The sequence below is a fragment of the Burkholderia cepacia complex sp. TUM26381 genome (assembly GCF_057439935.1).
Window position 1 is genome coordinate 1,746,126 of the sequence record NZ_CM172007.1, and the last position, 22,298, is coordinate 1,768,423.

The window sequence follows — 22,298 nt, forward strand, 5'->3', positions numbered from 1 at the left end:
TCCGGCCGTATTAAAACGTCGAAACCAGGGATCGGGATGTGCGCTGGGCCACTCAATGAAGACGGCGCAAAAAAGCCCGCACGCGACAGCGTGCGGGCTTTTTCGATACGGCCTCCGGTTACGACTCCGAAGACCGCGATGCAGCGATCTGCTTAGTGGCCGAAGTACACCGACGAGCGATCGGCGGCGGCCGGCACGACCACGCGCTGGCCGGACTGCGACGTGGCGGCGGCATTCGCGCCGTAACCCGTTGCGTCGGCTTGCGCGCCGGTGTTCTGCGCGGCGGCGATCTTGGCCTGGGCGGCCTGGATGTTTTCCGGATAGTTCATCCAGTCGTTCGGGTTGTAACCGGCCTTTTCAAGCTGGACCAGTTCGGCGCGCACTTGTGCGCGCGTCAGCGGCTGCTGGTTCGATTGAGCGAACGAGACGACCGGTGCGGCCACCAGAGCGGCCAGTGCAACTGCCTTGATCAGCGATTTCATGATGCGTTACCTCCAGGATTGTTTTGTCAGGCGCTTCGGACTCGGGGTCGTTGCGCATGAGTAGAAGTCTAGGAGTCTCGGCTATCAGGGTAAATACTTAAATCGCAAATTCACTGTTGACGGAAACCGTACAATCTCGCGGGAATAAGCCGATTCATCAGATGATTATCGGTGTTCGCGCACCGAATACCGCAATGCGTGACCCGGCGCGCGCCGCCCGCCCGTCAGCGTACGGAATCGGTATCCGCCAGCGCCATCTGCCGGTCGAACAGCAATGCCTTGAGGCGGATCCGGTCATCGGCAGCGGTTTCGCCGAACGCCGCGTGATGCAGCGTCAGCGCCGGCAGCGCCGGGTCGGCATGGACGGCCCGCACCGTGCCGTCGAGCGCCAGCAGCTCGACGCGTCCGTCCGCTTCGAACGGCAGCAGCACGCGCAACGGCTCGCCGGTTGCCGCGATCGGCCGGTCGACGGCAATCGACAGCCCGCTCAGGCTGATGTCATGCACCATCCCGATGCGTTCCGCTCCCGCCGTTTCGCCGCTGCAGCAGGCCGCGATCCGCACCGGCACGCGCGGCTCCGCGCGCGTACGCAACCGGTCGACGAACCCGGGGGGCGACAGGGTCATGAACGGCACGCCGCCCGACGCCTGCACGAACTCGACGGTTGCGCCGAAACGGGACACCGCGGCACGGCCGATCGCCACCGCTTCGACGTCGTCGCCGCGCGTGAATTCGAGCACGGCCGCCGGCTGCGGTTCGACGAACAGCGCGCCCGACGCAGCGACGCCGATCAGCCGGCAGCGCTGCAATGCGCGGGTCGTGCCGACCCGGCGGCGGATGCCGATCGCGGCGCCCACCGACAGGCCCATGCGCGTGGCCGGCGCGGCCGCGCCGGGCGGATCGGTGTCGGCATCCTCGCGCCGGCGTACGGGGCGGAAATGGTCGAACAGGAAAGCGTGCTGCGCGGCATCGCTCAGTGTCGTGCCGGCCGGCATCAGCGCAGCGCCGTCGGCATCGTAGAGATCGAAGCCGAGCGGGATGCCGGCGGAGAGATCGTCGCGCGCGAGCGCGACGTAGTCGGTGGGAAGCCGCATCGGAAAGGCGCGGAGCGACCGCGCGAGCTGTCGTGACAACTTGATTACGGCAGCATCGCGCAGAATCTGAACGGCTTCGTTACTGCGAAGCGCCGCTCGCGTCGGGAGCGGACGGCGCGGGGGGCGGGACCGGTGAGGCGGAAGGCGCGGCACCGGCGCCCGCGCTGCTCCCGCTCGTCACGCTGGCGCTCGTCGGCGGCTGCGCGGGCTGCAGTTGCGATGCGCCGGCCGACAAGGCCGCGGCCGATGCGGCGACTTCGGACGCCGGCACCCATTCCTCGACCATGCCGCCGGACACGGCTTCGGGCGCCGACGCGGCCGAAGCCGCCGCTGCCGAGCCTTCGTCGGCCTCGGCCGGCCGCTCGATACGCTGCGTCCTGACCGGCGCAGGCGCCTTCTTCTGCTCGGGCGGGAACCATGTGTCGAACAGGTCGGTCACGCGCTCGCGCAGCGACGCGAACCAGCCGGGCGACGGCTCGGTATCGAATTTCGCCTTCGTGTCGACGATCCGGGCGCGCTGCGCGCGCTGGAAGAAATCGCCGACGATCGGCAGCGCGCTGTGCGCGCCCTGCCCCCAGTAATCGCTGCGCAGCGTCACGCGGCCGTCGTCGAAGCCGACCCACGCGCCGGCGACGAGGCCCGGCTGCATCAGGATGAACCAGCCGTCCGCGTTGTCCTGCGTCGTGCCCGTCTTGCCGGCCACGTCGCCGCGGATCCCGAAACGCGTGCGGATGCTGCCGCCCGTGCCGCGCGTCACGACATCGCGCATCACGCTCAGCAGCGTCTTGTCGGTTTCGGCATCGAGCGCGCGCTCGGGCGGCGCCGGCGCGTACTCGGCGAGTACTTCGCCCTGGCGGTTCTCGATGCGCGTCACCATCTGCGGCTCGACGTACAGCCCGCCGTTCGCGATCGTCGCGTACGACGCGACCATTTCCTTCAGCGTGACCGGGCTCGTGCCCAGCGCCAGCGACGGCACGCGTTCGAGCGGGCTTTCGCGCACGCCCATGTCGCGAGCGAGCCGTGCGACGGCGCCAGGCCCGACCTTTTCCATCACCTGCGCGGTGATCCGGTTGCGCGACAGCGCGACCGCGTCGCGCAGCGTCATCGGCTTGCCGGTCGGCGGCACGTCGTCGTTCGGCCGCCAGATCTCGCCGCCCTTCAGCGGAATCTCGACCGGCTGGTCGATGAACGTGTCGTCCGGCTTCATCCCGCTCGCGAACGCGACGCCATAGACGAACGGCTTGAACGTCGAGCCCGGCTGGCGCCGCGCCTGCGCGACGTGGTCGAACGGCTCGCTGGTGAAATCGCGGCTGCCGACCCATGCACGGATTTGCCCGTCACGCGGATCGATCGCGAGGAAGCCGGCCTGCACGTCGGTCTTCGCCTTGCACAGCGCGCGCATGAAGCCGCGGTCGGCCGCGAGCAGCTTCATCGCGGCCGCATCGTCCTTGCCGGCATCCTGCGCGGCCTTGTACTCGGGCGACTCGCGCATGAAGGTGCGGAACACCTCGTTGTCGGTGCCGCAGCCGTCGCGGCCGCTCCACGCGTTGTTCGCGATGCCCTGCAGCTGATTGCCCTGCAGCATGAGCGCCTGCGTCGCCATCTGCTGCAGCCGCGAGTCGATCGTCGTGCGCACGATCAGCCCGTCCGAGTAGATGTTGTAGTCGTTACGGTCGGCCCACGCGATCAGCCATTTGCGCAATTGCTGCGCGAAATGCGGCGCCGGCCCCGGCGGCTCCTTCTGGCGCTCGAAGTCGATGCGCAGCGGCCGGCGCTGCAGTTGCGCGAACTGCGCGGGCGACAGCTTGCCGTACTTCACCATCTGGCCGAGCACCGTGTTGCGCCGCTGCAGCGCGCGCTCGGGGTTCAGCACCGGGTTGTAGTAGCTGTTGCCCTTCAGCATCCCGACGAGCGTCGCGCTGTCGAGCACGTCGAGCTCATCGGCCGACTTGTCGAAATAGGTCCGTGCGGCCATCTCGACGCCGTACGCGTTGTACAGGAACGGCACCGTGTTCAGGTAGGTCTCGAGGATCTGGTCCTTGCTGTAGACCGCTTCGATCTTCAGCGCGGTGATCGCTTCCTTCACCTTGCGCGTGAGCGTCGGCGCGCGGCCGATCTCGTCCGGATACAGGTTGCGCGCGAGCTGCTGCGTGATCGTCGAGCCGCCCTGGCGGCTGCCGGAGAACGTGTGGAGCGCGGCCGACGCCGTGCGCTTCCAGTCGAGGCCGTGGTGTTCGTAGAAGCGGTGATCCTCGGTCGCGATCAGCGCGTCGACCATGTGCGGCGAGATCTGCTTGAGCGGCACCCACTCGCGGTTCGACGGCTTGAATTCGGCCAGCAGCTTGCCGTCGGCGGACAGCACCTGCGCGGGCTGGTCGACGCGCGCCTTGCGGATGTCGCCGATGCCCGGCGTGAACGGGATCAGCACGACCACGTACACGACGAACAGCGTCGGCACGGCGGCGGCCGTGAGCAGCACGCCGCGGCGCGTCGGGTGGCGGACATGATGCCACGCGGTGGCGGCGAGAGGCTTGACCCGCGCGACGGCGGCAGCCGCGACGGGTTGGGCGCGCGCGGCCCATCTGGCACAAAAGTCACGCACTGACGACACGTTTCGGCGATTCACGCGGGTGGAGCTCGGCTGAAAAGGGTGCATCGTACCAAACTCGCACGCCCCGCCGGCCCGCTGCGGCGTTGTGCCGGCCGAGACTCGCGCGGGTGCGTGGCCCCGCACACGCAAAAAAGGCGCGTGCCCCGCAACGGGAACGACGCGCCAAACCTGGTACAACAACCGGGAAACCGCGCGACGGCGGCCGATCGGCGCCGCTGCTCAGCGCACGAGGAATCCGTACGTGAGCGGATCGCGCTCGTCGACGATCCAGTTCGCGAACCCGCAGATGTGCGCGCTGCCCTCCACTTCCGGAATCACGGCCGGGATGTCGCCGACCGTCGTTTCGCGCAGCACGCGCCCCTTGAAGACCGTGCCGACGATCGACTCGTTGACGAGCGTGTCGCCCGCCGCGAGCAGCCCGCGCTGGTACAGCTGCGCGACGCGGCCGCCGGTGCCGGAGCCCGTCGGCGAGCGGTCGACCTCGCGATCCGCGAACACGCAGCAGTTTGCCTGCGTCGAGCCCGGGTGGCGCGGCGCGTTCGCGATGATCGTGCCGTAGATATGGTTGATTTCCGGGATCTCCGGATGGACGACCGGATACTTCGCATTCGCGGCGGCCTTCACTTCCGCGCCGAAGCGGATCAGCCTTTCGACGGCCGATTCGCGCACCGGCAGGTCGAACGGCGCGCCGTCGGCATAGAAATAGAACGCGCCGCCATACGCGATGTCGCCCGTCACGGTGCCGAACGACGGCGTCTCGACCGACACGTCGCGCTGCCAGATGAACGACGGCACGTTGACGAAGCGCACCGGGCCCGCGTGCTCGCCATCCCATTTGACGAAGGCCTCGATGAAACCGCACGGCGCGTCGATGCCGACCCGCGTTTCCGGCACCGTGCGCTGCACCCAGCCGAGTTCGACCGCGGCGGTCGACAGCGCGATCACGCCGTGTCCGCAATGGTCGCTGTAGCCTTCGTTGTGCACGAAGATCACGCCGAAATCGGCATTCGGCGACACCGGCTCGGTCAGGTAGCCGCCGTACATGTCGGCGTGGCCACGCGGTTCGAACATCAGCGCGCGGCGGATCTCGTCGGCGTTCTCCTTGAGCCACGCGCGGCGCTGGACGATCGTGTCGCCGACCAAGCGCGGCAACCCGCTCGTGACGATACGGAACGCTTCGCCGCCCGTATGGACTTCGACGGTGGAAAGGGATCGGGAAATTTTCATGTCGAATCGGATGCGTTGAAACGAAGGACGGCGGGCCGGCCGCCGTCCGGTGACAGGCCGGTGGCGAAGTTACTTCGCGTACGGCTCCGGCAGGCCGTTGCGGATCACGTAGACGGTGGTCGGCGCGCCCTTCAGGTCGCCGTTCGCGTCGAACGAATAGGTGCCCGCGACGCCGGCATAGTTCGACTTCGCGAGCTGCGCGGTCAACTTCGCCTTGTCGGTGGTCGTGCCGGCCTTGACCATCGCGTCGGCGAGCAACTTCATCCCGTCGTAGTAGTTGACGCCATAGACCTGCGTATCGGTGTGATACGCGTCGTGGTACTTCTTCAGGAATTCGCGGCCGGCCGCCGTCTTCTCGAGCGCGACGCCACCCTGCGCGCAGTAGACGATCGAGGCCGCGTCGCCCGCGACCTTGCCCATGTCCGCCGAACAGATGCCGTCGCCGCCGAGCAGCTTCGCGCGCAGCCCGCGCTGCTTCATCTGCTTGGCCATCGGCGCGCCCTGCGCCGCGTAGCCGCCGAGGAAGATCACGTCGGGGTTGCTGGCCTTGATCTTGGTGAGAATGCCGAGAAAATCCGTCGCCGACGAGTTCGTGTATTCCTGGTCGACGATCTTGATTCCGTTGGCCTTCGCGACGTTCATGAATTGTTCGGCGACGCCCTGCCCGTATGCGGTGCGATCGTCGATCACGGCGGCCGTCTTCGCATGCAGCGTCTTGGCCGCAAACGTGGCCATCGTGCCGCCGAGCTGTTCGTCGCTCGCGCCGATCCGGAAGATGTTCTTGAAGCCCTGCTTGGTCAGCGCCGGGTTCGACGCGACCGGCAGGATCGGCACACCGGCCGTCGAATACACACGCGACGCGGGAATCGCAACGCCGGAGTTGTAAGGTCCGAGCACCGCGACGACCCCCTTGTCGACGAGGTTCTGCGCGACCTGCACGCCGGCCTTCGGGTCGGCCTGGTCGTCTTCGGAAACCAGTTTGAACGTGACGGCCTTGCCGGCAACCTTGATGCCGGCCTTGTTGAGTTCGTCGACGGCGAGCCGCGCGCCGTTTTCATTGTCCTTGCCGTTCGCGGCCTGCGGGCCCGTCAGCGGCGCCGAATGGCCGATCATCACGACTTCCTGCGCGTGCGCGGAAGTCAGCGCGCCGGCGGCAACAGCCACCGAGAGCGCGGTAACGAGGTGTCGCATGATGTCTCCTGATTGGTTTTGAGTGAAACCAATGTAGGACACGCGTGGTCACATCGCAAGCAATTTCAAAATAATTTCTGGCATTTTGGTCATATTTAAGACCAAAGCGAATTGGTGTGGATTCGTCTTACTTCGGCGCGATGTCCCGCCGCACGCGAAGGATGTGCTGCTGGACGTAGAACGCGGCCGCATCGGCGTCGCCCGACACGATCGCCTCGTAGATCAGCCGGTGCTCGGACACGTAGAGCCGGATCCGGCCCGCATCGTAGATGCCGTCGTCCTTCAGGCGTTTCCACAGCGGCTGGTCCATCGTCTTCGCGACTTCGTCCGCGATCTTCACCATCAGCGCATCGCCCGTCATCAGCGCGAGCTGCCGGTGGAACAGCCGGTCGCTCTCGTTCCAGAGCGCGCGCTGGTGCGGATCGTCGACGTCGGTGATGGTTTCCATCTGCGCGAGATAGCGCTCGGCGCCGGGATCGGCGCGGCCATGGGCCGCGGCGAGGCGCGCGATCGCAGGCTCCAGGATCAGCCGCACGTCGAGCGTCGACGTCGGGCTGAAGTCGGCCTCCGACGCCGCGCGCATGTCGCCACGCTGTGCGAGCACGTCGAGCGGCGACGCGACGACATAGGTGCCCGAATTGCGCTTCGTGAACACGAGCCCTTCGTTCTGCAGTGCGCCCAGCGCCTCGCGCACGGCCGGCCGGCCGACCTGGAACAGTCCCGCGAGTTCGCGCTCGGACGGCAGCCGCGACTCCGCCGCGTAGCGCCCGGCGCGGATTTCGTCGCGGATCTTCTCGGCCACCTGCTCGTAGATCTGCAGCGGCCGGAAACCGCCTTCGAGTGATTCGGGACGCGCGGACATCATCGTTTGGCTCCTGCCCGGTCACGGGCGTGGATCTGGAATGGGTTCGCACTATACCGGAGCGGCGCCGGTATCGTGCCATCGCAGCCCTTCTGGACAGATATTAGAACCAAAACCGGCAAGACGTTTTATTTTCTGGGTTGCAGGTGCGCCAGAAAGTGGTATAGATTCGATCCACACTGCCCTGTGTCACGGTATCCGGCAGCCCTGTGGCGGGCGCGGCACGCGTCCGCCCTTCACGCTCACCGACGCATGCGACGTACACGATGACCGCCCTTTCCCCGATTCCCGTTTTCGATGCGGCCGACACGGCCGCGCTGCTCGACTACCCGGCGCTGCTCGCCACGCTCAGGCAAGTCGTCGCCGAGTATGCGGCAGGCGAGATCGTCAGCCCCGAGCGCATGGTCGTCCCCCTGCAGGGCGGCGGCGTCATGCTGTCGATGCCGTCGAGCGCGCGCGACCTGGCGAGCCACAAGCTCGTGAACGTGTGCCCCGGCAACGGCACACGCGGGCTGCCGACGATCCTCGGCCAGGTGACCGCGTACGACGCGACCACGGGCGAGATGCGCTTCGCGCTCGACGGCCCGACGGTCACCGGCCGCCGCACGGCCGCCATCACCGCGCTCGGCGTCCAGGCGCTGCATGGCGCCGCGCCGCGCGACATCCTGCTGATCGGCACCGGCAAGCAGGCCGCCAATCATGCGGAAGCGCTCGCGGCGATCTTTCCGGAAGCGCGCGTCCACGTACGCGGCACGGGCGCCGACAGCGAGGCCGCCTTCTGCGCGGCGCATCGCGCGCAGGCGCCGCGACTCGCGCCGCTCGGCAGCGAGTCGATTCCCGACACGATCGACGTGGTCGTCACGCTGACGACGAGCCGCACGCCCGTCTACCGCGAAGCCGCGCGCGAAGGCCGGCTTGTGGTGGGCGTCGGCGCGTTCACCGCGGATGCCGCCGAGATCGACGCGAGCACGGTGCGTGGCAGCCGGCTCGTCGTCGACGATCCCGCCGGCGCGCGCCACGAAGCCGGCGACCTGATCGTCGCGCAGATCGACTGGCAGCAGGTCGCGTCGCTCGCCGACGTGCTGAACGGCACCTTCGCACTCGGCGGGCCACTGCTGTTCAAGAGCGTCGGCTGTGCCGCGTGGGACCTGGCCGCGTGCCGCACGGCGCGCGATGCGCTCGCCGCGCGCGGGGCCGGCTGACCGGGCACCGCCCCTCCTTCAGCCACGCATGCGGCATCGCAACATCGAAGCCGCTCCGGCGGATTCCCGTACGCGTTGTAGGAAACGCCCTACAACGCGTCGAAGCGGCCTACACGAACTTCCAATTCGGCCGATTTCATTTTCGGCGGCGCAACACGATACTGCCGGCATGAATGCCAGCCTGTCACCCGCCGCGCTCAGGGTGTTCCTCGTCGATCACGCCGTCGCCGTCCGGCAGCGAATCGCGCTGCTCGTCGGCGCGATTCGCGGCGTCGCCGTCGTGGGCGAAGCGGAAGACGGCCAGGACGCGTGGACGCATATCCGCAGCAGTCATGCGGACGTGGTGATCGTCGACCTGCGGCTTGCGGACGGCAGTGGTCTCGACCTGATCGGGATGCTGTCGAAAGCCGCGCCGCGCATCGTCACGATCGTGCTGACGAACCACTCGGCGCTGGCATTCAGAGAGGCATGCGCCGCGGCCGGAGCCGACTACTTCTTCGACAAGACGGTCGAATTCGACGCCGCATGCCGTGTGATCGAATCCCTGGTGCACGCACGCGTGCGCCACCCCTGACGAGCCGGAGCGACTCATGTCCACCGCCACCGCCTTCGCCGCCGACGTGTCCGTCGTACCCCGGCCAACGATTCCGCTGCGCACGGTCGCGCGCGCCGACGCCGCCAAACATCCGGCCGCGCGCTGCTCGGTCTGCGCGATGCGCTCGATGTGCCTGCCGCCGCACCTGACGGCCGCCGAATACGGCCGCCTCGACGCGATCATCTGCACGACCCGGCAGGTTCGCCAGGGCGACGCGCTGTTCCGTACCGACGATCCGTTCCAGAGCATCTACGCGGTGCGCGCGGGTTCGTTCAAGACGGTGATGATGCATCGCGACGGGCGCGAGCACGTGACGGGCTTCCAGATCGCCGGCGAAACGCTCGGCATGGACGGCATCGGCGGCGGCCAGCACTGCTGCGACGCCATCGCGCTGGAGGACAGCGTCGTGTGCATCATCCCGTTCGGCGCGCTCGAAGCGGCGTGCCGCGAGATGAAGCCGATGCAGCACTTCCTCTACCAGATGCTGAGCAGTGAAATTGTCCGCGAATCGAGCCAGATGCTGCTGCTCGGCACGATGTCGGCCGAACAGCGCGTCGCGCATTTCCTGCTGAACCTGTCGTCGCGGTTCGAGGCGCGCGGCTATTCGGCAACCGAATTCAACCTGCGGATGACGCGCGAGGAAATCGGCTGCTATCTCGGGATGAAGCTCGAAACCGTCAGCCGGATGTTCTCGCGGTTCCATCGCGAAGCGCTGGTCGAAACGCGCGGCAAGCGCGTGCGCATCATCGACGCACAAGCGCTCGCGCGGGTCTGACGCACCGCGCCGGACGCCCGCGCGGCGTCATCGCGCCGCGTCGCCCGTCGCGGCGTCGCGCAGCGCCACCCTAGCTCCGCCTGCCTGCCACGCGATCAGCGCCTGTTCGGCCTGTGCGAATGCACGCCGCAGCGCGTCGTCCACGTCGGCGCCGACGCACGGCGGCAGCGGCCTGAGCGCCGTGTCGCGCATCACCAGATCGAGCCGCGCGTGATACAGGCGGGCGCCATCGGCCGCCGCGCGCGATTCGATCGCGAGATGGCAGCCGCCGATCAGCGCGCGAAACCGTTCGAGCCGCACCAGCTGTGCGCCGGCTTCGGCTTCGATTGCAGCGGACCCCGTGAATCCAAGGCAGGCGATCTGCATGCCCACGCCCATGTCGTGTCTCCTGACGGGGCCGCCCGCTCGTCGACCGCCTTGCATGCGCCGCGCGCATCACGATGCGGCGGCACGCGTTTCCCGTGGCGCGGCGCGATTCTTCGATCACGGCCCGGCCGACACTCCGCCCGCGCCGTCGCCGGCGCGGGACCGTTCATACGTTGAAAACCTGCGACGTCTTCATCTCGATCCAGGTCATGCCGGCCCGCAGTCCTTCGATCATGGCCTCGCGCTCGGTCGGATACGCGTGACTATGCTCGAACGTGTGATGAAACCGCGCGGCGCCGACGCCGTGCTCGACCGACACGCGGCAGCGGAACTCGCCCGATTCGCACGGGCGCGTCTCGACTTCGACCGACCAGTCGCGTTCGTGAATGTTGCCCTGCAGTGTCATGCGCCCTCCTGCGGTATCAGTCTTCGAGCCGGAAGTGACCGCTGTGCAGCAGCACCGGCCGGCCGCCGATTTCCTCGAGCATCCGTCGCGCCATCGCCTCGATCGCCCGCCGGTGCCCGTCGAATGCGGCCAGCAGGTCGCGCTCGAGCAGCGACCGCGCGCCGAAATGATCTTCCAGTGCCTCGGCCGTGACCGCGCACTGTACGCAACGCCCGTCGACCAGCGCCGAAAACGCGACGACCAGGTCGCGCGCGCAATACTCCGGCGGCTCGGGCGGAAAAACAATGTGCATCTGTCGGTCTGTCATCGTCGTGATGGCTCCATGACGAGAGCATAGTGGCGCGCGCGGCCGCGCGCTTGACCCACGTCAACCGGGTCGCTGCACCGCACGATCCTGGTGCAGCAGGACGACGCGGTTTCAGCCTGCGTCGGGCTCGATCGCCGCGCCGCGCTCCGCGAGCAGTTCGCGCAGCACGCTGCGGTGGCAATGGCGCTCGTCGTCGCAGTAGCAACCGATCGAGAACGCCGTGGTGGCGGACAGCGCCGCCAGGAGGTCCAGCACCTTCGCCGGATCGCCATGCGCCATCTCCGCGCGGAAATGGCGCTTGAACGCATGCCATTCGGCGTCGGTTTCGGCGGCCTGTGCCTGGGCAACGAGTTCGGCACTCGGCGACAGCGTCGGCAACCATACATCATAGTAGTTGCGCGACGCGAATTCCGCCTTCGGTACGCCACGCGGCGGCCGCCGCACCGTGCCGATCCGCAGGCCCTCGCCGGCCGCGCGCGGCGTGCCGAGCTGGATGATCCGGATGCCCATGTCGCTCCTTGTGTGTTGCGTCCGATGCCGCGATCGTACCGCCGCAAGCGCCATCGCGTCCGTCGGCCGGCGCACGTTGCCGGCGCGCAATGACAAACCGGCTGTTCCCGTGACGGGAAACAGCCGGTTCATCCAGCGTCATTCGTTGCGCGCCGGGGCGCGCCGCGCTCAGACGCCGCTCTTCAGCACCTTGCCGATCGCGTCCGCGACGATACCGACGTTCGAGTCGTTCAGGCCCGCCACGCACATCCGGCCCGAACGCAGGATGTACACGCCGTGCACTTCGCGCAGCGCGTCGACCTGCGATTCGGTCAGGCCCGTGTACGTGAACATCCCGCGCTGCTTCACGTAGCGCGTGAGCGCTTCGCCGGTGACGTGGTCGCGCAGGCCGTCGTGGATCGACTGGCGCATCCGCGCGATGCGGCGGCACATCGCCGACAGCTCCTCTTCCCACTGCTTGCGCAGCGCCGGCGTGCCGAGCACGGCCGCCACGACCTTCGCGCCGTAGGTTTGCGGGTTGCTGTAGTTCGAGCGCACGGCGCCGGCCAGCTGGCCGAGCACGCGCTCGGCCGCGGCCGCATCCTCGCAGACAACGCTCAGGCCGCCCACGCGCTCGCCGTACAGCGAGAAGTTCTTCGAGAACGAGTTCGCGACGAGCGTCGGCACGCCGCGGCGGGCCAGTTCGCGCACCGCGAACGCGTCCGCGTCGAGGCCTGCGCCGAAGCCCTGGTACGCCATGTCGACGAACGGCAGCAGCCCGCGCGCCTCGATCACGTCGATCAGCTTCTGCCACTGGCCTTCGTCGAGGTCGACGCCGGTCGGGTTGTGGCAGCACGCATGCAGCAGCACGATGCTGCGCGCCGGCAGCGCGTCGATCGCCGCGAGCATCGCGTCGAACTTCAGGCCGCCCGTCGCTTCGTCGTAGTACGGATACGTGTTCACCGTGAAGCCGGCGCGCTCGAAGATGAAGCGGTGGTTTTCCCAGCTCGGATCGCTCAGCCACACCTGCGCATCCGGGAAGTAGCGCTTCAGGAAGTCGGCGCCGACCTTCAGCGCGCCCGAGCCGCCGAGCGTCTGCAGCGTCGCGATGCGGCCGGCCGCACGGGCCGGGTGATCCGCGCCGAACACGAGCGATTGCACGGCGTCGCGATACGCGGCCAGGCCGACCATCGGCAGGTACGGCTTCGGGCCGCTCTCGCGCTGCAGCGCGGTTTCGGCTTCGCGCACGGCGCCCATCACCGGAATCCGGCCTTCGGCGTCGAAATAGATCCCGATGCTCAGGTTGACCTTCTGGTCTCGCGGATCTTTCTGGAAGTTCTCGTTCAGCGTCAGGATCGGATCGCCCGGGTATGCGTCGATGTGTTCGAACATGGCTATGTCGGTCTCGTTTGGAAGAATGATCGGTCGTGGCCTGCGTCAGCGCGCGGATGCGCCGTCGCGCACCGCATAGCCTGCATTCTTCTGACGGAAGCGATACCCGACCGCGAGCACCGCGAGCCAAACCGGGATCAGGTACACCGACAGGCGGAGATCCGGCGTCAGGTACATCACGACGAGAATGCCGGCCATGAATGCCAGGCACAGGTAATTCGTGAAAGGATAGCCCAGACTGCGGAAGGAAGTCTCCTCCCCGGCTGCACGCTTGGCCTGGCGGAACTTCAGGTGGATCAGGCTGATCATCGCCCAGTTGATGATCAGCGCCGACACGACGAGGCCCATCAGCACCTCGAACGCCTTGCCCGGCATGAAGTAGTTGACCAGCACGCACACGCCGGTCGCGAGCGCCGACGCGCCGAGCGCGGCGAGCGGAATGCCGCGCTTGTTCACCGAGCACAGCACCTTCGGCGCGTTGCCCTGCTGCGCGAGGCCGAACAGCATCCGGCTGTTGCAGTACACGCCGCTGTTGTAGACCGACAGCGCGGCCGTCAGCACGACGACGTTCAGCACGTTCGCGACCAGGTTGCTGCTCAGCGCGTGGAAAATCAGCACGAACGGGCTGCCCCCGCTGACGACCTTCTCCCACGGATACAGCGACAGCAGCACGGCGAGCGCGCCGATGTAGAAAATCAGGATGCGGTAGATGACCTGGTTGGTCGCGCGCGGGATGCTGCGCTTCGGATCGTCGGCCTCCGCCGCCGTGATGCCGACGAGCTCGAGCCCGCCGAACGAGAACATGATCGCGGCCATCGACATCACGAGGCCCGACACGCCGTTCGGGAAGAAGCCGCCGTGCTGCCACAGGTTCCGGACGCTGGCTTCCGGCCCGGCATGGCCGCTCGCGAGCAGCCAGCCGCCGAAGCCGATCATCCCGACGATCGCGGCCACCTTGATGATCGAGAACCAGAATTCCGTCTCGCCGTACGATTTGACGCTGGTCAGGTTGATCAGGTTGATGACGACGAAGAACACGAGCGCCGACACCCAGGTCGGCACGCCCGGCCACCAGTACTGCACGTAGATCCCGACGGCCGACAGTTCGGCCATGCTGACGAGGATGTACAGCACCCAGTAGTTCCAGCCGGACAGGAAGCCGGTGAAGTGGCCGAAGTACTTGTTCGCGAAGTAGCTGAACGACCCCGCGACGGGCTCGTCGACGACCATCTCGCCGAGCTGGCGCATGATGAAGAACGCGACGATGCCGGCCACCGCATAGCCGAGCAGCACGGACGGACCGGCCATCTTGATGGTCTGCGCGATGCCGAGGAACAGCCCCGTGCCGAGCGCGCCGCCGAGCGCAATCAGCTGGATGTGCCGGTTCTTCAGCCCGCGCTGCAGGCCGTCGCTCTCGTTTCCAGAAACCATGTCTTCTCCACTCTGTCCGCCTCCGCCTGCAGCGGGGTGCGGCGCGCCTCGGTGTGCCGGGCGCTGTTTTGCTGTGCCGGCGGCCGTTCGTGGAGCCACCGGGTTGGGGGACTGCAATCCTCGCGTGGCGGCGCCCGATTCGCGTCGGCGTGCCCGCCAGACCGGCCGCCGACTGTCGCCGCATCCGCATTGCTGCGGCCGCACACGAAAATCCGGCGTCAGTTTAGCGTCGCGACGGCGAAATCGGGTTTCGTAACCCGTTCATGCAAACCCTACATTATGAGATAAGATTGCATCGAGGAGACAAACGAGGAAACAAAAATGCCTGAACCGGTTCTTGACCGCATCGACCGCCATTTGCTCTCGATCCTGCAGGAAAACGGCCGCGCGTCGAACCTCGATCTGGCGAAGGCCGTCGGCCTGTCGCCCGCGCAGACGCTGCGGCGCCACCGGCGGCTGGAGGAAATCGGCGCGATCCGCCGCTATGAAACCCGTTTGTGCCCCGATACGCTCGGCTTCGGCGTCACCGCGTTCGTACACGTGACGATGGAGCGCGGGCACATCCGCGACCTGTCGAAGTTCCAGAAACTGGTGTCCGAGCTCGCGCAAATCCAGGAGTGTTTCTCGGTGACGGGCGACATCGACTACGTGCTGAAGGTCGTCGCGCACGACCTGAAGGGGTTGTCACGGTTCCTGCTCGAGACGCTGATGCGGATTCCCGGCGTGAACGGCGTGCATTCGAGCGTGTGCCTCGACGAGATCAAGTGCACGAGTGCGATGCCGGTTGAAGTATAAGGGCCGGTACGCCTGCAGGTTACTTCAGTGACGGGCACATGCGTGCTCGGCAGCAGCGTTGCCGCCTATGCTGGTCTGGCAAAGGCATCCGTATTTCAAGAACCGTACACGTCCGATAGACAACTTGTTTCTTACCGGCGATTGTCGTCGCTTCCTTAATTCAAGAGGACGCGACCATGCGCAGAACAGCAGTGAGAAACGGCGACCGCACCACGACTGGTGGATTCGTCATAGCCGTCAGTTCAACAATTTTCGATAACGGAAAGCACGTTGCCATAGATGGAGACGAAGCAACGTGCGGCAACTGCAAAGGAGCGTTCCGGATCATCGGCAGCGCAAAGCGTATGAGCTGCCATGGCCGGAAGATCGTTCTAAATGGCGACCCGGTACGTTGCCCGTGCGGACGGAACAACGTCATTGCGGGCGACGACAGCATGATTTTCTATGAAGAAGACAACACCTCGACGTCTTTAGCAGCTTCGATCGACGCGCAGCCACCTCCCCCGACCGTTCCGCCCCGATTCGATGAGAAGATCAAGTGTACGGCGCGCGCGTCAACGGTCGCGGGATATCCGTATTACGTCGAGACAGCAGACGGCAGAACATATTCCGGCCGCATCAACGACAGCGATTCGCTCCCGCGCATTGACACCCGCGCCGCAGCGGACGATTACGTCGTCTATTGGGGCGACGAAGCCATCGCAAAACAGTACGGGGCGTGATCGATGCCAAATTCACCCACGAAAGTCCGTACGAACAACACACCGCTATCCCAAAAAGACGTAGCGCTCAAAGTGCTGACGTTTCAGGAGCTTTGGCGTGCATACCCGACCAAAGATCCATACGACGACCCTACTGGCGAGTACGAAAATCAATGCGCAATCCGGATGAGCGTAACGTTTCATTCGATTGGAAGCGACATGAAGTCGTTTTCGCAAAAAGTTCTGGAACCCATGCCAGGAAAGCGCACGCTGGGACGACTGATTCTCAATGGCAAGGCAACCGCGACGCGTGCTTACGAGTTGGCCGCGTGGTTGAAACTTCGACCGTTTCTCGGTTTGGGCAAGCCGGAAAACATCACCGGCCAGGATTGGCAAGACAGGATAAAAGGTCGAACCGGTATCATCTACTTTTTCGGCTACTGGCGACAAGACGGTGACCCTGCCGATGCACTGAGCGGTGGCCATATCGACCTGTGGAACAACGACACGCTTACGCCATCGGCAGTGTCGTTCTGGCGGTTTCGCATCGGCGTACGACGCATGATTAACCCCGTTGATTATCTTCGGGGAAGACGCGGGAATTGGTATTCAGACCTGGCGGACTCGAAAGAGATTCTCTTCTGGGAAGTTAAATGAAACGACTGGCAGTCGCTGTTCCCGGATTCCTTTGGGGTGTGCTCGTCACTTGGCTGTCGCTTTACACGTTCAGCCGAATTCACTGGCCAGCTACGCCAGCGCGTTCGACCGGCTGTAACGACATGGAACACTGCGCACCTCACGCAATGTTCATCGCGGGCCTGCTCGTGCTGACCTTGTGGCCTTCGGTCGTCCTTGCGCTAATCAACGCCCTGGCTTACCGCCGCTGGTCGTTGCGCAAATGGGGAGTCACCTTCGTTGCTGCGACGCTGTTTGTCGTCCTTTTTCATCTCGGAACCTACGCGGCACCCGCGCTCGGCATCTTCAATTAAGCCGGATTGTCGAAGCGGCGCAATTTCGTTGGCACGCTGTTTCGACCGTTTCAGCAATCCTTGTCGGCGACAGTTCCAGTGATGTTGCATCTACAACGGCCCCATTCGGATTGCCGGGACCGGTGATCATCGCAGTTGTTCACCGCATCGCTTCGAACGCACTGATCAGCAACGCCCCCGCCGCGATCACCGCGCACCCGGCCGCCCGGCGCGCTGTCAGCCGTTCGCCGAGATAGACGCGCGCAATCAGCGCCGCGAACACTACGCTCGTCTCCCGCAGCGCCGACACGGGGCCCATCGGCGCGCGATCCATCGCCCAGATCACGATGCCGTACGCGAGCGCCGCGAACACGCCGCCGCACGCGGCCTTCGCCGTTTCGCCGACGTCCTGCGTCAGCCGCAGCGGCCCCGCGCGCAGCCGGTAGTACGCAGCCATCATCGCGCCCGTCAGCACGAACATCCATGCGGTATAGCCGACCGTGTTGCCGCTCTCCCGCACACCGATCCCGTCGACCACGCTGTACGCCGCGATCGACACGCCCGTCGCGAACGCGGTCGGCAGCACTTGCGTCACCCGGTGCTTCGCGTCGCGCCCGCGCTCCAGCCCGATCGCCAGGATCCCCGCACAGATCAGCACGAGCCCGCCTTGCGCACCGGCGTTCAGGTGCTCGCCCGCGAACGCCGCCGCGCCGAGCGTGACGAGCAGCGGCGCGGTGCCGCGTGCAACCGGGTACGCGACGGTCAGGTCGCCGTGCTCATAAGCGCGCACGAGCAGCAACGTATAGACGACGTGGATCAAGGCCGACGCGACCACGTAAAGCCAGCTCGCGGGCGTGATCGGCGCGGCGGCCGGCAGAAACAACAGCGCGAACACCCCGATCGCGATCTGCAGCACCGTGGCCGACCGCAACCGGTCGCCGCTGCTGCGGACGAGCGCATTCCATGACGCATGCAGGAACGCCGCGCACAGAACGGCAAACAGAACGGGGATCGGCACGCTGAAACCTCATTGACGGTTGGAAATCACGCGGCGGGCGCGACAGGCGTTCATCGTAGGAATGCGTAACCGAATTGTCAAAAAAGCGACGCACGGCGTCGCATGGACGAATGGGCCCGCCACGCCGTTTCGCCCGTCCTGCATGGCTTCGGCAGTTGCCCCCGACCTGCCGTCGAATGTGACGCGGCGGTGGCACCCGGCCCGCCCCTTTCCGTTCTCTTTCGCATCCCGTTGCGTCGTAATGAAATCGATACCGCAACGCAACCATCGCGAAAACACTCCGTCCCCATATCTTCATACGCGGCTGTTTCAATGCGCGTGCTCTCTCACGAGCTCCGCGCCGAACCGACACGGCGACGGGGCCGCTCTCCACCATCGAAGACCTTACCTGGAGTTTCCCGATGTTCCGTCAAGCCATGCTCGTCACCGCCTGCGCAGCCGCAGCGCTGGCGCTGTTCGCCTGCGGCGGCAGCGACGATCCCACGTCGACGCCTGCCGTGTCGTCGCAAGATGCGCTGCAGACCGCCACGCCGATCAAGCACGTCGTCGTGATCTATGGCGAAAACATCTCGTTCGACCACTACTTCGGCACCTACCCGAACGCGACGAACCCGTCGGGCGAACCGGCATTCAACGCGAAGTCCGGCACGCCGACGCCGAACGGGCTGACGGGCACGCTGCTTGCTGCGAACCCGAACTTCACGAACACGGCCAACGGCACCGACGCCGCGAACCCGTTCCGTCTCGACCGCACGCAGGCCGCGACCGCCGACCAGAACCACGCGTATACGGCCGAGGAACAGGCCGAGGACAACGGCCTCGCCGACCTGTTCCCGAAATACACGGGCAAGGGCTCGTCCGGCGGCGCCGGCGCGTTCGGCACGAAGGGCCAGGTGATGGGCTACTTCGACGGCAACACCGTGACCGCGCTGTGGAACTACGCGCAACGCTTCGCGATGAGCGACAACATGTACACGACGTCGTACGGTCCGTCGACGCCGGGTGCGCTGAACGTCGTGGCGGGCCAGACCAACGGGATGCAGATCGTCAAGTCGTCGAAGCAGCCGTCGACGCTCGCGTCCAGCTCGTACTACATCAATGACGGCCAGGGCGGCTTCACGATGATCAACGACGTCGACCCGGGCTTCGACGTGTGTTCGAGCACGACCGACCAGGCGATGATGGCCGGCAAGAACATCGGCGACCTGCTGAACGGCGCGAAGATCACGTGGGGCGGCTTCATGGGCGGCTTCAACCTGTCGACGACGAACGGCAACGGCACGACGGGCTGCGCGCGCAGCACGGTCGCCACCGCCGTGAACGCCGCGACGTCCGACTACATCCCGCACCACAACTGGTTCCAGTACTACGCGTCGACCGCGAACCCGCAGCACACGCGCCCCAGCTCGGTCGCGGCAATCGGGTCGAGCCTCCAGGCCGACGGCAAGACCGCCGAACCCGCGAACCACCAGTACGACACCGACGACTTCTTCGCGGCCGTGAAGGCCGGCAACTTCCCGTCGGTCAGCTACCTGAAGGCGCCGGCCGCGCAGGACGGGCATGCAGGCTATTCGGATCCGCTCGACGAGCAGGCGTTCGTGACGAAGGTCGTCAACTTCCTGCAGCAGCAGCCGGACTGGCAGAACACGGCCGTGATCGTCACCTATGACGACTCGGATGGCTGGTACGACCACGTGTACACGCCGCCGACGCGTGCATCGTCGGACCCGGTCGACCAGCTCAACGGCGCCGGCAAGTGCGGCACGGGCGGCACCACCGGCGTGAACGGCGCAACCGTGAACGGCCGCTGCGGCCCGGGCGTGCGCATTCCGCTGGTCGTGATCTCGCCGTACGCGAAGCAGAACTACGTCGACCACACGATGATCGACCAGTCGTCCGTCGTGCGCTTCATCGAGGACAACTGGCTCGGCGGCCAGCGTATCGGCGGCGGTTCGTTCGATGCGACCGCGGGCGACCTGCGCAACCTGTTCGACTTCACGTCGAAGCCGAACACGACGCCGCTCTACCTCGACCCGACGCTGGGCACCGCGCTGAGCGCTGCACCGTCGATCTGACCGTCACGGCATGACCGCATGGCCGGCGCATCGTGCGCCGGCCGTTTCCGTTTAACGCGCCGCCTCACGCGGCGCCCGATTTTCGACCGACAGCATGACAGCTCGCCCCGCGTTCCCGTCTCCCGACGCCTCCGGCAACCCCGCGCCGCGCGCCCCTTCCCGCCTGCTGCGCCGCACGGCGTTCGTGCTCGGCGCGGCCGTGATCGGCTACGGCGCGTTCGCGATCGCGTTTCCCGCGCAGGTGCCGGCGGCGATCGGCACCGTCGTAGCCGACTGGACGGGCGCGAATCCGCATCCGGTCGTCCTGCAGCGACCCGCTGCGCAACCTTTGTCGGCGGTCGCGCAGCTCGGACGCGCGCTGTTCCACGACCCGTCGCTGTCCGCGTCGGGCAAGCAGTCGTGCGCGTCGTGCCACAGCCCCGATCACGCGTACGGCCCGCCGAATGCGCTCGACGTGCAGCCGGGCGGCCTCGCAATGACACAGCAGGGGTATCGCCCGCCGCCATCGCTGATGTACCTGTACCGCCAGCCGAATTTCAGCATCGGCCCCGACGCCGGTGAAAACGACGCCGCGCCGAGCGTCGCGCAACAGGCCGCGTCGGCGGCCGGCGTCGTCAAGGCGCAGAAGGTGGCCGGCACGTCGGCCGCACCGCAGCTCGTGCCGCAGGGCGGGATGTTCTGGGACGGTCGCGCCGATACGCTGCAGCAGCAGGCGTTCGGCCCGCTGCTGAATCCGGTCGAGATGGCGAACGCGAGCATCGATGATGTCGCGCACAAGCTCGCGCAGTCGTCGCACCGTGCGCAGCTGGAAAAACTGTTCGGCGCGCGCGTGTTCGACAGTCCGCAGCTCGCGGTGTCGGAGGCGATGTTCGCGATCGCGCGCTACCAGGTCGAGGATCCGTCGTTCCACCCGTACAACAGCAAGTACGACCGCTGGCTCGAAGGCCGCGCGCGCCTCACGCAGGCCGAGCTGCGCGGGCTGCGCCTGTTCAACGATCCGGACAAGGCGAATTGCGCCGGCTGCCACCTGTCGAAGCCCGGCAAGGACGGGCTGCCGCCGATGTTTACCGATTACCAGTACGAGGCGCTCGGCGCGCCGCGCAACAAGGACCTGGCGCAGAACCGCAATCCGGCGTTCTACGATCTCGGCGTGTGCGGGCCGTTCCGCGACGACCTGAAGGACCAGACACAGTATTGCGCGATGTTCCTGACGCCGACGCTGCGCAACTCGGCGACGCGCCACGTGTTCTTCCACAACGGCGTGTTCCACACGCTCGACCAGGTGATGGCGTTCTACAACGAGCGCAGCATCTCACCGCAGAAGTTCTATTCGCGCGGTGCAGACGGCAAGGTCGACGAGTACGACGACATTCCGCCGAAATACCGCGCGAACGTCGACGTGACCGATGCGCCGTTCGACCGCAAGCCGGGCGACAAACCCGCGATGACGGCGCAGGACATCAAGGATATCGAAGCGTTTCTCGGCACGCTGAACGACGAGCCGGCGCAGCGCTGAGCGCCGATCGTGCGCCGCGCCGCATCAGCGGCGCGCGCGGATGCACAGGAAGGCCGGCGCCAGCGACAGCTCCGCATGGAGCCGTTCCGACACGGCCTGCATCTCCGGCAGCGGCGTCGGTTCGACGAACCGGTCGAGCCGCCAGCCGCTTTCCGCGACGGCATTCAGGATCTCGGCCAGCGGCCGCCGCCAGGCTTCGACGTAGGGCCTCGGCTCGCCGAACCCCGACCAGTGGAAGCCGAAGCGCGACGTGTCGAAGTACGTGCCGTCACCGCGCGTGCGTTCGTCCATCCAGTCTCGCATCGGATGCGCCATCGAGAACACCAGCGTGGCAGCCGGCCGCGCGACGCGCCGGAATTCGCGCAGCGTCGGCGCGAGATCGCGCACGTAGTCGAGCGCGAGCGAGCACAGCACCTTGTCGACCGACTCGTCGGGCAGCCAGGCGAGCGGCGCCTCCAGGTCGCCTTCCATGACGTCGACAGCAAGCCCGGCGCAGCGCGTTCGTGCAAGCGCGACCATCTCCGGCGTGACGTCGAACGCATGCACGGCCGCGCCGTGGCGCGCCAGATGCTCGCTGCAGATGCCGGGCCCGCAGCCGGCGTCGAGCACCGTCAGGCCGCCGACATCGCCGAGCAGCGCCATCGTCGCCGGCCGTTCGTAGAGCGCGTTGTGCGCCTTCGTCGGCGCGATGTCCGCATAGCGTTGCGCGAAGCTCGCATAGGCGCGGCGGCCGGGAGGATCGTTCGGGTCGTTCGGGTCGGTCATGCGGCATCCGTCGGCAGGAATCGGGCGTGT

The 22,298-nt window shown here is 66.7% G+C and carries 23 protein-coding genes; 9 read left to right on the forward strand and 14 right to left on the reverse strand.

Features of this window, described 5'->3' with window-relative positions:
- Nucleotides 1-152: 152 nt before the first annotated feature.
- The 6 genes from ACWMMN_RS24550 to ACWMMN_RS24575 all read right to left on the reverse strand — a co-directional run bounded on the left by ACWMMN_RS24550 (nucleotide 153) and on the right by ACWMMN_RS24575 (nucleotide 7,470).
- Nucleotides 153-482 carry a DUF4148 domain-containing protein gene (locus ACWMMN_RS24550; RefSeq protein WP_034191417.1) on the reverse strand — a complete coding sequence of 110 codons (330 nt, stop codon included), beginning with the start codon at nucleotides 480-482 and terminating at the stop codon, nucleotides 153-155.
- Nucleotides 483-706: 224 nt separating this feature from the next.
- On the reverse strand, nucleotides 707-1,576 hold the full coding sequence (locus ACWMMN_RS24555) for a PilZ domain-containing protein (protein WP_256086410.1): 870 nt from the start codon (nucleotides 1,574-1,576) through the stop codon (nucleotides 707-709).
- Between the two features lie 79 nt (nucleotides 1,577-1,655).
- A complete protein-coding gene (locus ACWMMN_RS24560; protein ID WP_486423240.1) occupies nucleotides 1,656-4,232 on the reverse strand; it encodes a penicillin-binding protein 1A in 2,577 nt (858 codons plus the stop codon).
- 174 nt (nucleotides 4,233-4,406) lie between these two features.
- Nucleotides 4,407-5,414, reverse strand: a complete 1,008-nt coding sequence (lhpH, locus tag ACWMMN_RS24565) for a trans-3-hydroxy-L-proline dehydratase (protein WP_059240612.1) — start codon at nucleotides 5,412-5,414, stop codon at nucleotides 4,407-4,409.
- A 69-nt stretch (nucleotides 5,415-5,483) separates the two neighbouring features.
- The gene (locus tag ACWMMN_RS24570) at nucleotides 5,484-6,605 is read right to left on the reverse strand and encodes a branched-chain amino acid ABC transporter substrate-binding protein (protein WP_059240613.1); all 1,122 of its coding nucleotides are present in this window, start codon (nucleotides 6,603-6,605) and stop codon (nucleotides 5,484-5,486) included.
- Nucleotides 6,606-6,732: 127 nt separating this feature from the next.
- Nucleotides 6,733-7,470: a FadR/GntR family transcriptional regulator gene (locus ACWMMN_RS24575; protein ID WP_059240614.1), complete on the reverse strand. Its 738-nt coding sequence runs from the start codon at nucleotides 7,468-7,470 to the stop codon at nucleotides 6,733-6,735.
- Nucleotides 7,471-7,733: 263 nt separating this feature from the next.
- On the opposite strand from ACWMMN_RS24575, the gene lhpI reads away from it, so the two are divergent.
- The 3 genes from lhpI (at nucleotide 7,734) to ACWMMN_RS24590 (ending at nucleotide 10,039) form a co-directional block, all read left to right on the forward strand.
- The gene (gene lhpI, locus ACWMMN_RS24580) at nucleotides 7,734-8,669 is read left to right on the forward strand and encodes a bifunctional Delta(1)-pyrroline-2-carboxylate/Delta(1)-piperideine-2-carboxylate reductase (RefSeq protein ID WP_342704783.1); all 936 of its coding nucleotides are present in this window, start codon (nucleotides 7,734-7,736) and stop codon (nucleotides 8,667-8,669) included.
- 169 nt (nucleotides 8,670-8,838) lie between these two features.
- On the forward strand, nucleotides 8,839-9,243 hold the full coding sequence (locus ACWMMN_RS24585; protein ID WP_059240616.1) for a response regulator transcription factor: 405 nt from the start codon (nucleotides 8,839-8,841) through the stop codon (nucleotides 9,241-9,243).
- A gap of 16 nt (nucleotides 9,244-9,259) precedes the next feature.
- Nucleotides 9,260-10,039 (forward strand): helix-turn-helix domain-containing protein, encoded by a 780-nt coding sequence (locus ACWMMN_RS24590; protein ID WP_059240617.1) that lies wholly within the window; start codon nucleotides 9,260-9,262, stop codon nucleotides 10,037-10,039.
- 27 nt (nucleotides 10,040-10,066) lie between these two features.
- Here the strand turns inward: ACWMMN_RS24590 and ACWMMN_RS24595 are convergent, their stop codons facing one another.
- The 6 genes from ACWMMN_RS24595 to ACWMMN_RS24620 all read right to left on the reverse strand — a co-directional run bounded on the left by ACWMMN_RS24595 (nucleotide 10,067) and on the right by ACWMMN_RS24620 (nucleotide 14,430).
- Nucleotides 10,067-10,417, reverse strand: coding sequence for a metal ABC transporter ATPase (locus ACWMMN_RS24595; RefSeq protein ID WP_256086414.1), 351 nt, complete (start codon nucleotides 10,415-10,417; stop codon nucleotides 10,067-10,069).
- A gap of 154 nt (nucleotides 10,418-10,571) precedes the next feature.
- Nucleotides 10,572-10,811, reverse strand: coding sequence for a hypothetical protein (locus tag ACWMMN_RS24600; RefSeq protein WP_059240619.1), 240 nt, complete (start codon nucleotides 10,809-10,811; stop codon nucleotides 10,572-10,574).
- Nucleotides 10,812-10,827: 16 nt separating this feature from the next.
- The gene (locus ACWMMN_RS24605) at nucleotides 10,828-11,118 is read right to left on the reverse strand and encodes a DUF1488 family protein (protein ID WP_059240620.1); all 291 of its coding nucleotides are present in this window, start codon (nucleotides 11,116-11,118) and stop codon (nucleotides 10,828-10,830) included.
- Nucleotides 11,119-11,229: 111 nt separating this feature from the next.
- Nucleotides 11,230-11,628, reverse strand: coding sequence for a DUF488 domain-containing protein (locus ACWMMN_RS24610; RefSeq protein WP_059240621.1), 399 nt, complete (start codon nucleotides 11,626-11,628; stop codon nucleotides 11,230-11,232).
- A 168-nt stretch (nucleotides 11,629-11,796) separates the two neighbouring features.
- Entirely contained in the window at nucleotides 11,797-12,999 is a 1,203-nt protein-coding gene (locus ACWMMN_RS24615; RefSeq protein WP_059240622.1) for an amino acid aminotransferase, read from the reverse strand.
- A 45-nt stretch (nucleotides 13,000-13,044) separates the two neighbouring features.
- Nucleotides 13,045-14,430, reverse strand: coding sequence for an amino acid permease (locus tag ACWMMN_RS24620; protein WP_059240623.1), 1,386 nt, complete (start codon nucleotides 14,428-14,430; stop codon nucleotides 13,045-13,047).
- A gap of 321 nt (nucleotides 14,431-14,751) precedes the next feature.
- Here ACWMMN_RS24620 and ACWMMN_RS24625 point away from each other — a divergent pair, with 321 nt between their 5' ends.
- From ACWMMN_RS24625 to ACWMMN_RS24640, 4 genes are all read left to right on the forward strand, one after another.
- Nucleotides 14,752-15,225: an Lrp/AsnC family transcriptional regulator gene (locus tag ACWMMN_RS24625; RefSeq protein ID WP_342704778.1), complete on the forward strand. Its 474-nt coding sequence runs from the start codon at nucleotides 14,752-14,754 to the stop codon at nucleotides 15,223-15,225.
- Nucleotides 15,226-15,401: 176 nt separating this feature from the next.
- Nucleotides 15,402-15,947: a PAAR domain-containing protein gene (locus ACWMMN_RS24630; protein ID WP_256086416.1), complete on the forward strand. Its 546-nt coding sequence runs from the start codon at nucleotides 15,402-15,404 to the stop codon at nucleotides 15,945-15,947.
- Between the two features lie 3 nt (nucleotides 15,948-15,950).
- Nucleotides 15,951-16,583, forward strand: a complete 633-nt coding sequence (locus ACWMMN_RS24635; RefSeq protein WP_256086417.1) for a type VI secretion system amidase effector protein Tae4 — start codon at nucleotides 15,951-15,953, stop codon at nucleotides 16,581-16,583.
- The gene (locus tag ACWMMN_RS24640; protein ID WP_256086418.1) at nucleotides 16,580-16,915 is read left to right on the forward strand and encodes a hypothetical protein; all 336 of its coding nucleotides are present in this window, start codon (nucleotides 16,580-16,582) and stop codon (nucleotides 16,913-16,915) included. The genes ACWMMN_RS24635 and ACWMMN_RS24640 overlap by 4 nt, the downstream gene beginning before the upstream one ends.
- A 139-nt stretch (nucleotides 16,916-17,054) precedes the next feature.
- Here ACWMMN_RS24640 and ACWMMN_RS24645 read toward each other — a convergent pair whose 3' ends face one another.
- Complete coding sequence (locus tag ACWMMN_RS24645) at nucleotides 17,055-17,912, reverse strand: EamA family transporter (protein ID WP_340624986.1); 858 nt, start codon at nucleotides 17,910-17,912, stop codon at nucleotides 17,055-17,057.
- A 401-nt stretch (nucleotides 17,913-18,313) separates the two neighbouring features.
- On the opposite strand from ACWMMN_RS24645, the gene ACWMMN_RS24650 reads away from it, so the two are divergent.
- Nucleotides 18,314-19,987, forward strand: coding sequence for a phospholipase C (locus ACWMMN_RS24650; protein ID WP_486423241.1), 1,674 nt, complete (start codon nucleotides 18,314-18,316; stop codon nucleotides 19,985-19,987).
- Nucleotides 19,988-20,081: 94 nt separating this feature from the next.
- Nucleotides 20,082-21,503: a cytochrome-c peroxidase gene (locus ACWMMN_RS24655; RefSeq protein ID WP_174992217.1), complete on the forward strand. Its 1,422-nt coding sequence runs from the start codon at nucleotides 20,082-20,084 to the stop codon at nucleotides 21,501-21,503.
- A gap of 24 nt (nucleotides 21,504-21,527) precedes the next feature.
- On the opposite strand, the gene ACWMMN_RS24660 is transcribed toward ACWMMN_RS24655, so the two are convergent.
- Entirely contained in the window at nucleotides 21,528-22,268 is a 741-nt protein-coding gene (locus tag ACWMMN_RS24660; protein ID WP_486423242.1) for a class I SAM-dependent methyltransferase, read from the reverse strand.
- Nucleotides 22,269-22,298: the final 30 nt, after the last annotated feature.

What these genes read in the sequence shown, in the direction of transcription:
- ACWMMN_RS24635 (WP_256086417.1), top strand. Translation starts at nt 15,951, where the DNA reads ATGCCAAATTCACCCACGAAAGTCCGTACGAACAACACACCGCTATCC.
- ACWMMN_RS24620 (WP_059240623.1), bottom strand. Translation starts at nt 14,430, where the DNA reads ATGGTTTCTGGAAACGAGAGCGACGGCCTGCAGCGCGGGCTGAAGAAC.
- ACWMMN_RS24655 (WP_174992217.1), top strand. Translation starts at nt 20,082, where the DNA reads ATGACAGCTCGCCCCGCGTTCCCGTCTCCCGACGCCTCCGGCAACCCC.
- ACWMMN_RS24625 (WP_342704778.1), top strand. Translation starts at nt 14,752, where the DNA reads ATGCCTGAACCGGTTCTTGACCGCATCGACCGCCATTTGCTCTCGATC.
- ACWMMN_RS24550 (WP_034191417.1), bottom strand. Translation starts at nt 482, where the DNA reads ATGAAATCGCTGATCAAGGCAGTTGCACTGGCCGCTCTGGTGGCCGCA.
- ACWMMN_RS24560 (WP_486423240.1), bottom strand. Translation starts at nt 4,232, where the DNA reads ATGCACCCTTTTCAGCCGAGCTCCACCCGCGTGAATCGCCGAAACGTG.
- ACWMMN_RS24555 (WP_256086410.1), bottom strand. Translation starts at nt 1,576, where the DNA reads ATGCGGCTTCCCACCGACTACGTCGCGCTCGCGCGCGACGATCTCTCC.
- ACWMMN_RS24615 (WP_059240622.1), bottom strand. Translation starts at nt 12,999, where the DNA reads ATGTTCGAACACATCGACGCATACCCGGGCGATCCGATCCTGACGCTG.
- ACWMMN_RS24640 (WP_256086418.1), top strand. Translation starts at nt 16,580, where the DNA reads ATGAAACGACTGGCAGTCGCTGTTCCCGGATTCCTTTGGGGTGTGCTC.
- ACWMMN_RS24590 (WP_059240617.1), top strand. Translation starts at nt 9,260, where the DNA reads ATGTCCACCGCCACCGCCTTCGCCGCCGACGTGTCCGTCGTACCCCGG.
- ACWMMN_RS24605 (WP_059240620.1), bottom strand. Translation starts at nt 11,118, where the DNA reads ATGACAGACCGACAGATGCACATTGTTTTTCCGCCCGAGCCGCCGGAG.
- ACWMMN_RS24630 (WP_256086416.1), top strand. Translation starts at nt 15,402, where the DNA reads ATGCGCAGAACAGCAGTGAGAAACGGCGACCGCACCACGACTGGTGGA.
- ACWMMN_RS24595 (WP_256086414.1), bottom strand. Translation starts at nt 10,417, where the DNA reads ATGGGCGTGGGCATGCAGATCGCCTGCCTTGGATTCACGGGGTCCGCT.
- ACWMMN_RS24570 (WP_059240613.1), bottom strand. Translation starts at nt 6,605, where the DNA reads ATGCGACACCTCGTTACCGCGCTCTCGGTGGCTGTTGCCGCCGGCGCG.
- ACWMMN_RS24650 (WP_486423241.1), top strand. Translation starts at nt 18,314, where the DNA reads ATGTTCCGTCAAGCCATGCTCGTCACCGCCTGCGCAGCCGCAGCGCTG.
- ACWMMN_RS24585 (WP_059240616.1), top strand. Translation starts at nt 8,839, where the DNA reads ATGAATGCCAGCCTGTCACCCGCCGCGCTCAGGGTGTTCCTCGTCGAT.
- ACWMMN_RS24660 (WP_486423242.1), bottom strand. Translation starts at nt 22,268, where the DNA reads ATGACCGACCCGAACGACCCGAACGATCCTCCCGGCCGCCGCGCCTAT.
- ACWMMN_RS24600 (WP_059240619.1), bottom strand. Translation starts at nt 10,811, where the DNA reads ATGACACTGCAGGGCAACATTCACGAACGCGACTGGTCGGTCGAAGTC.
- ACWMMN_RS24610 (WP_059240621.1), bottom strand. Translation starts at nt 11,628, where the DNA reads ATGGGCATCCGGATCATCCAGCTCGGCACGCCGCGCGCGGCCGGCGAG.
- lhpI (WP_342704783.1), top strand. Translation starts at nt 7,734, where the DNA reads ATGACCGCCCTTTCCCCGATTCCCGTTTTCGATGCGGCCGACACGGCC.
- lhpH (WP_059240612.1), bottom strand. Translation starts at nt 5,414, where the DNA reads ATGAAAATTTCCCGATCCCTTTCCACCGTCGAAGTCCATACGGGCGGC.
- ACWMMN_RS24575 (WP_059240614.1), bottom strand. Translation starts at nt 7,470, where the DNA reads ATGATGTCCGCGCGTCCCGAATCACTCGAAGGCGGTTTCCGGCCGCTG.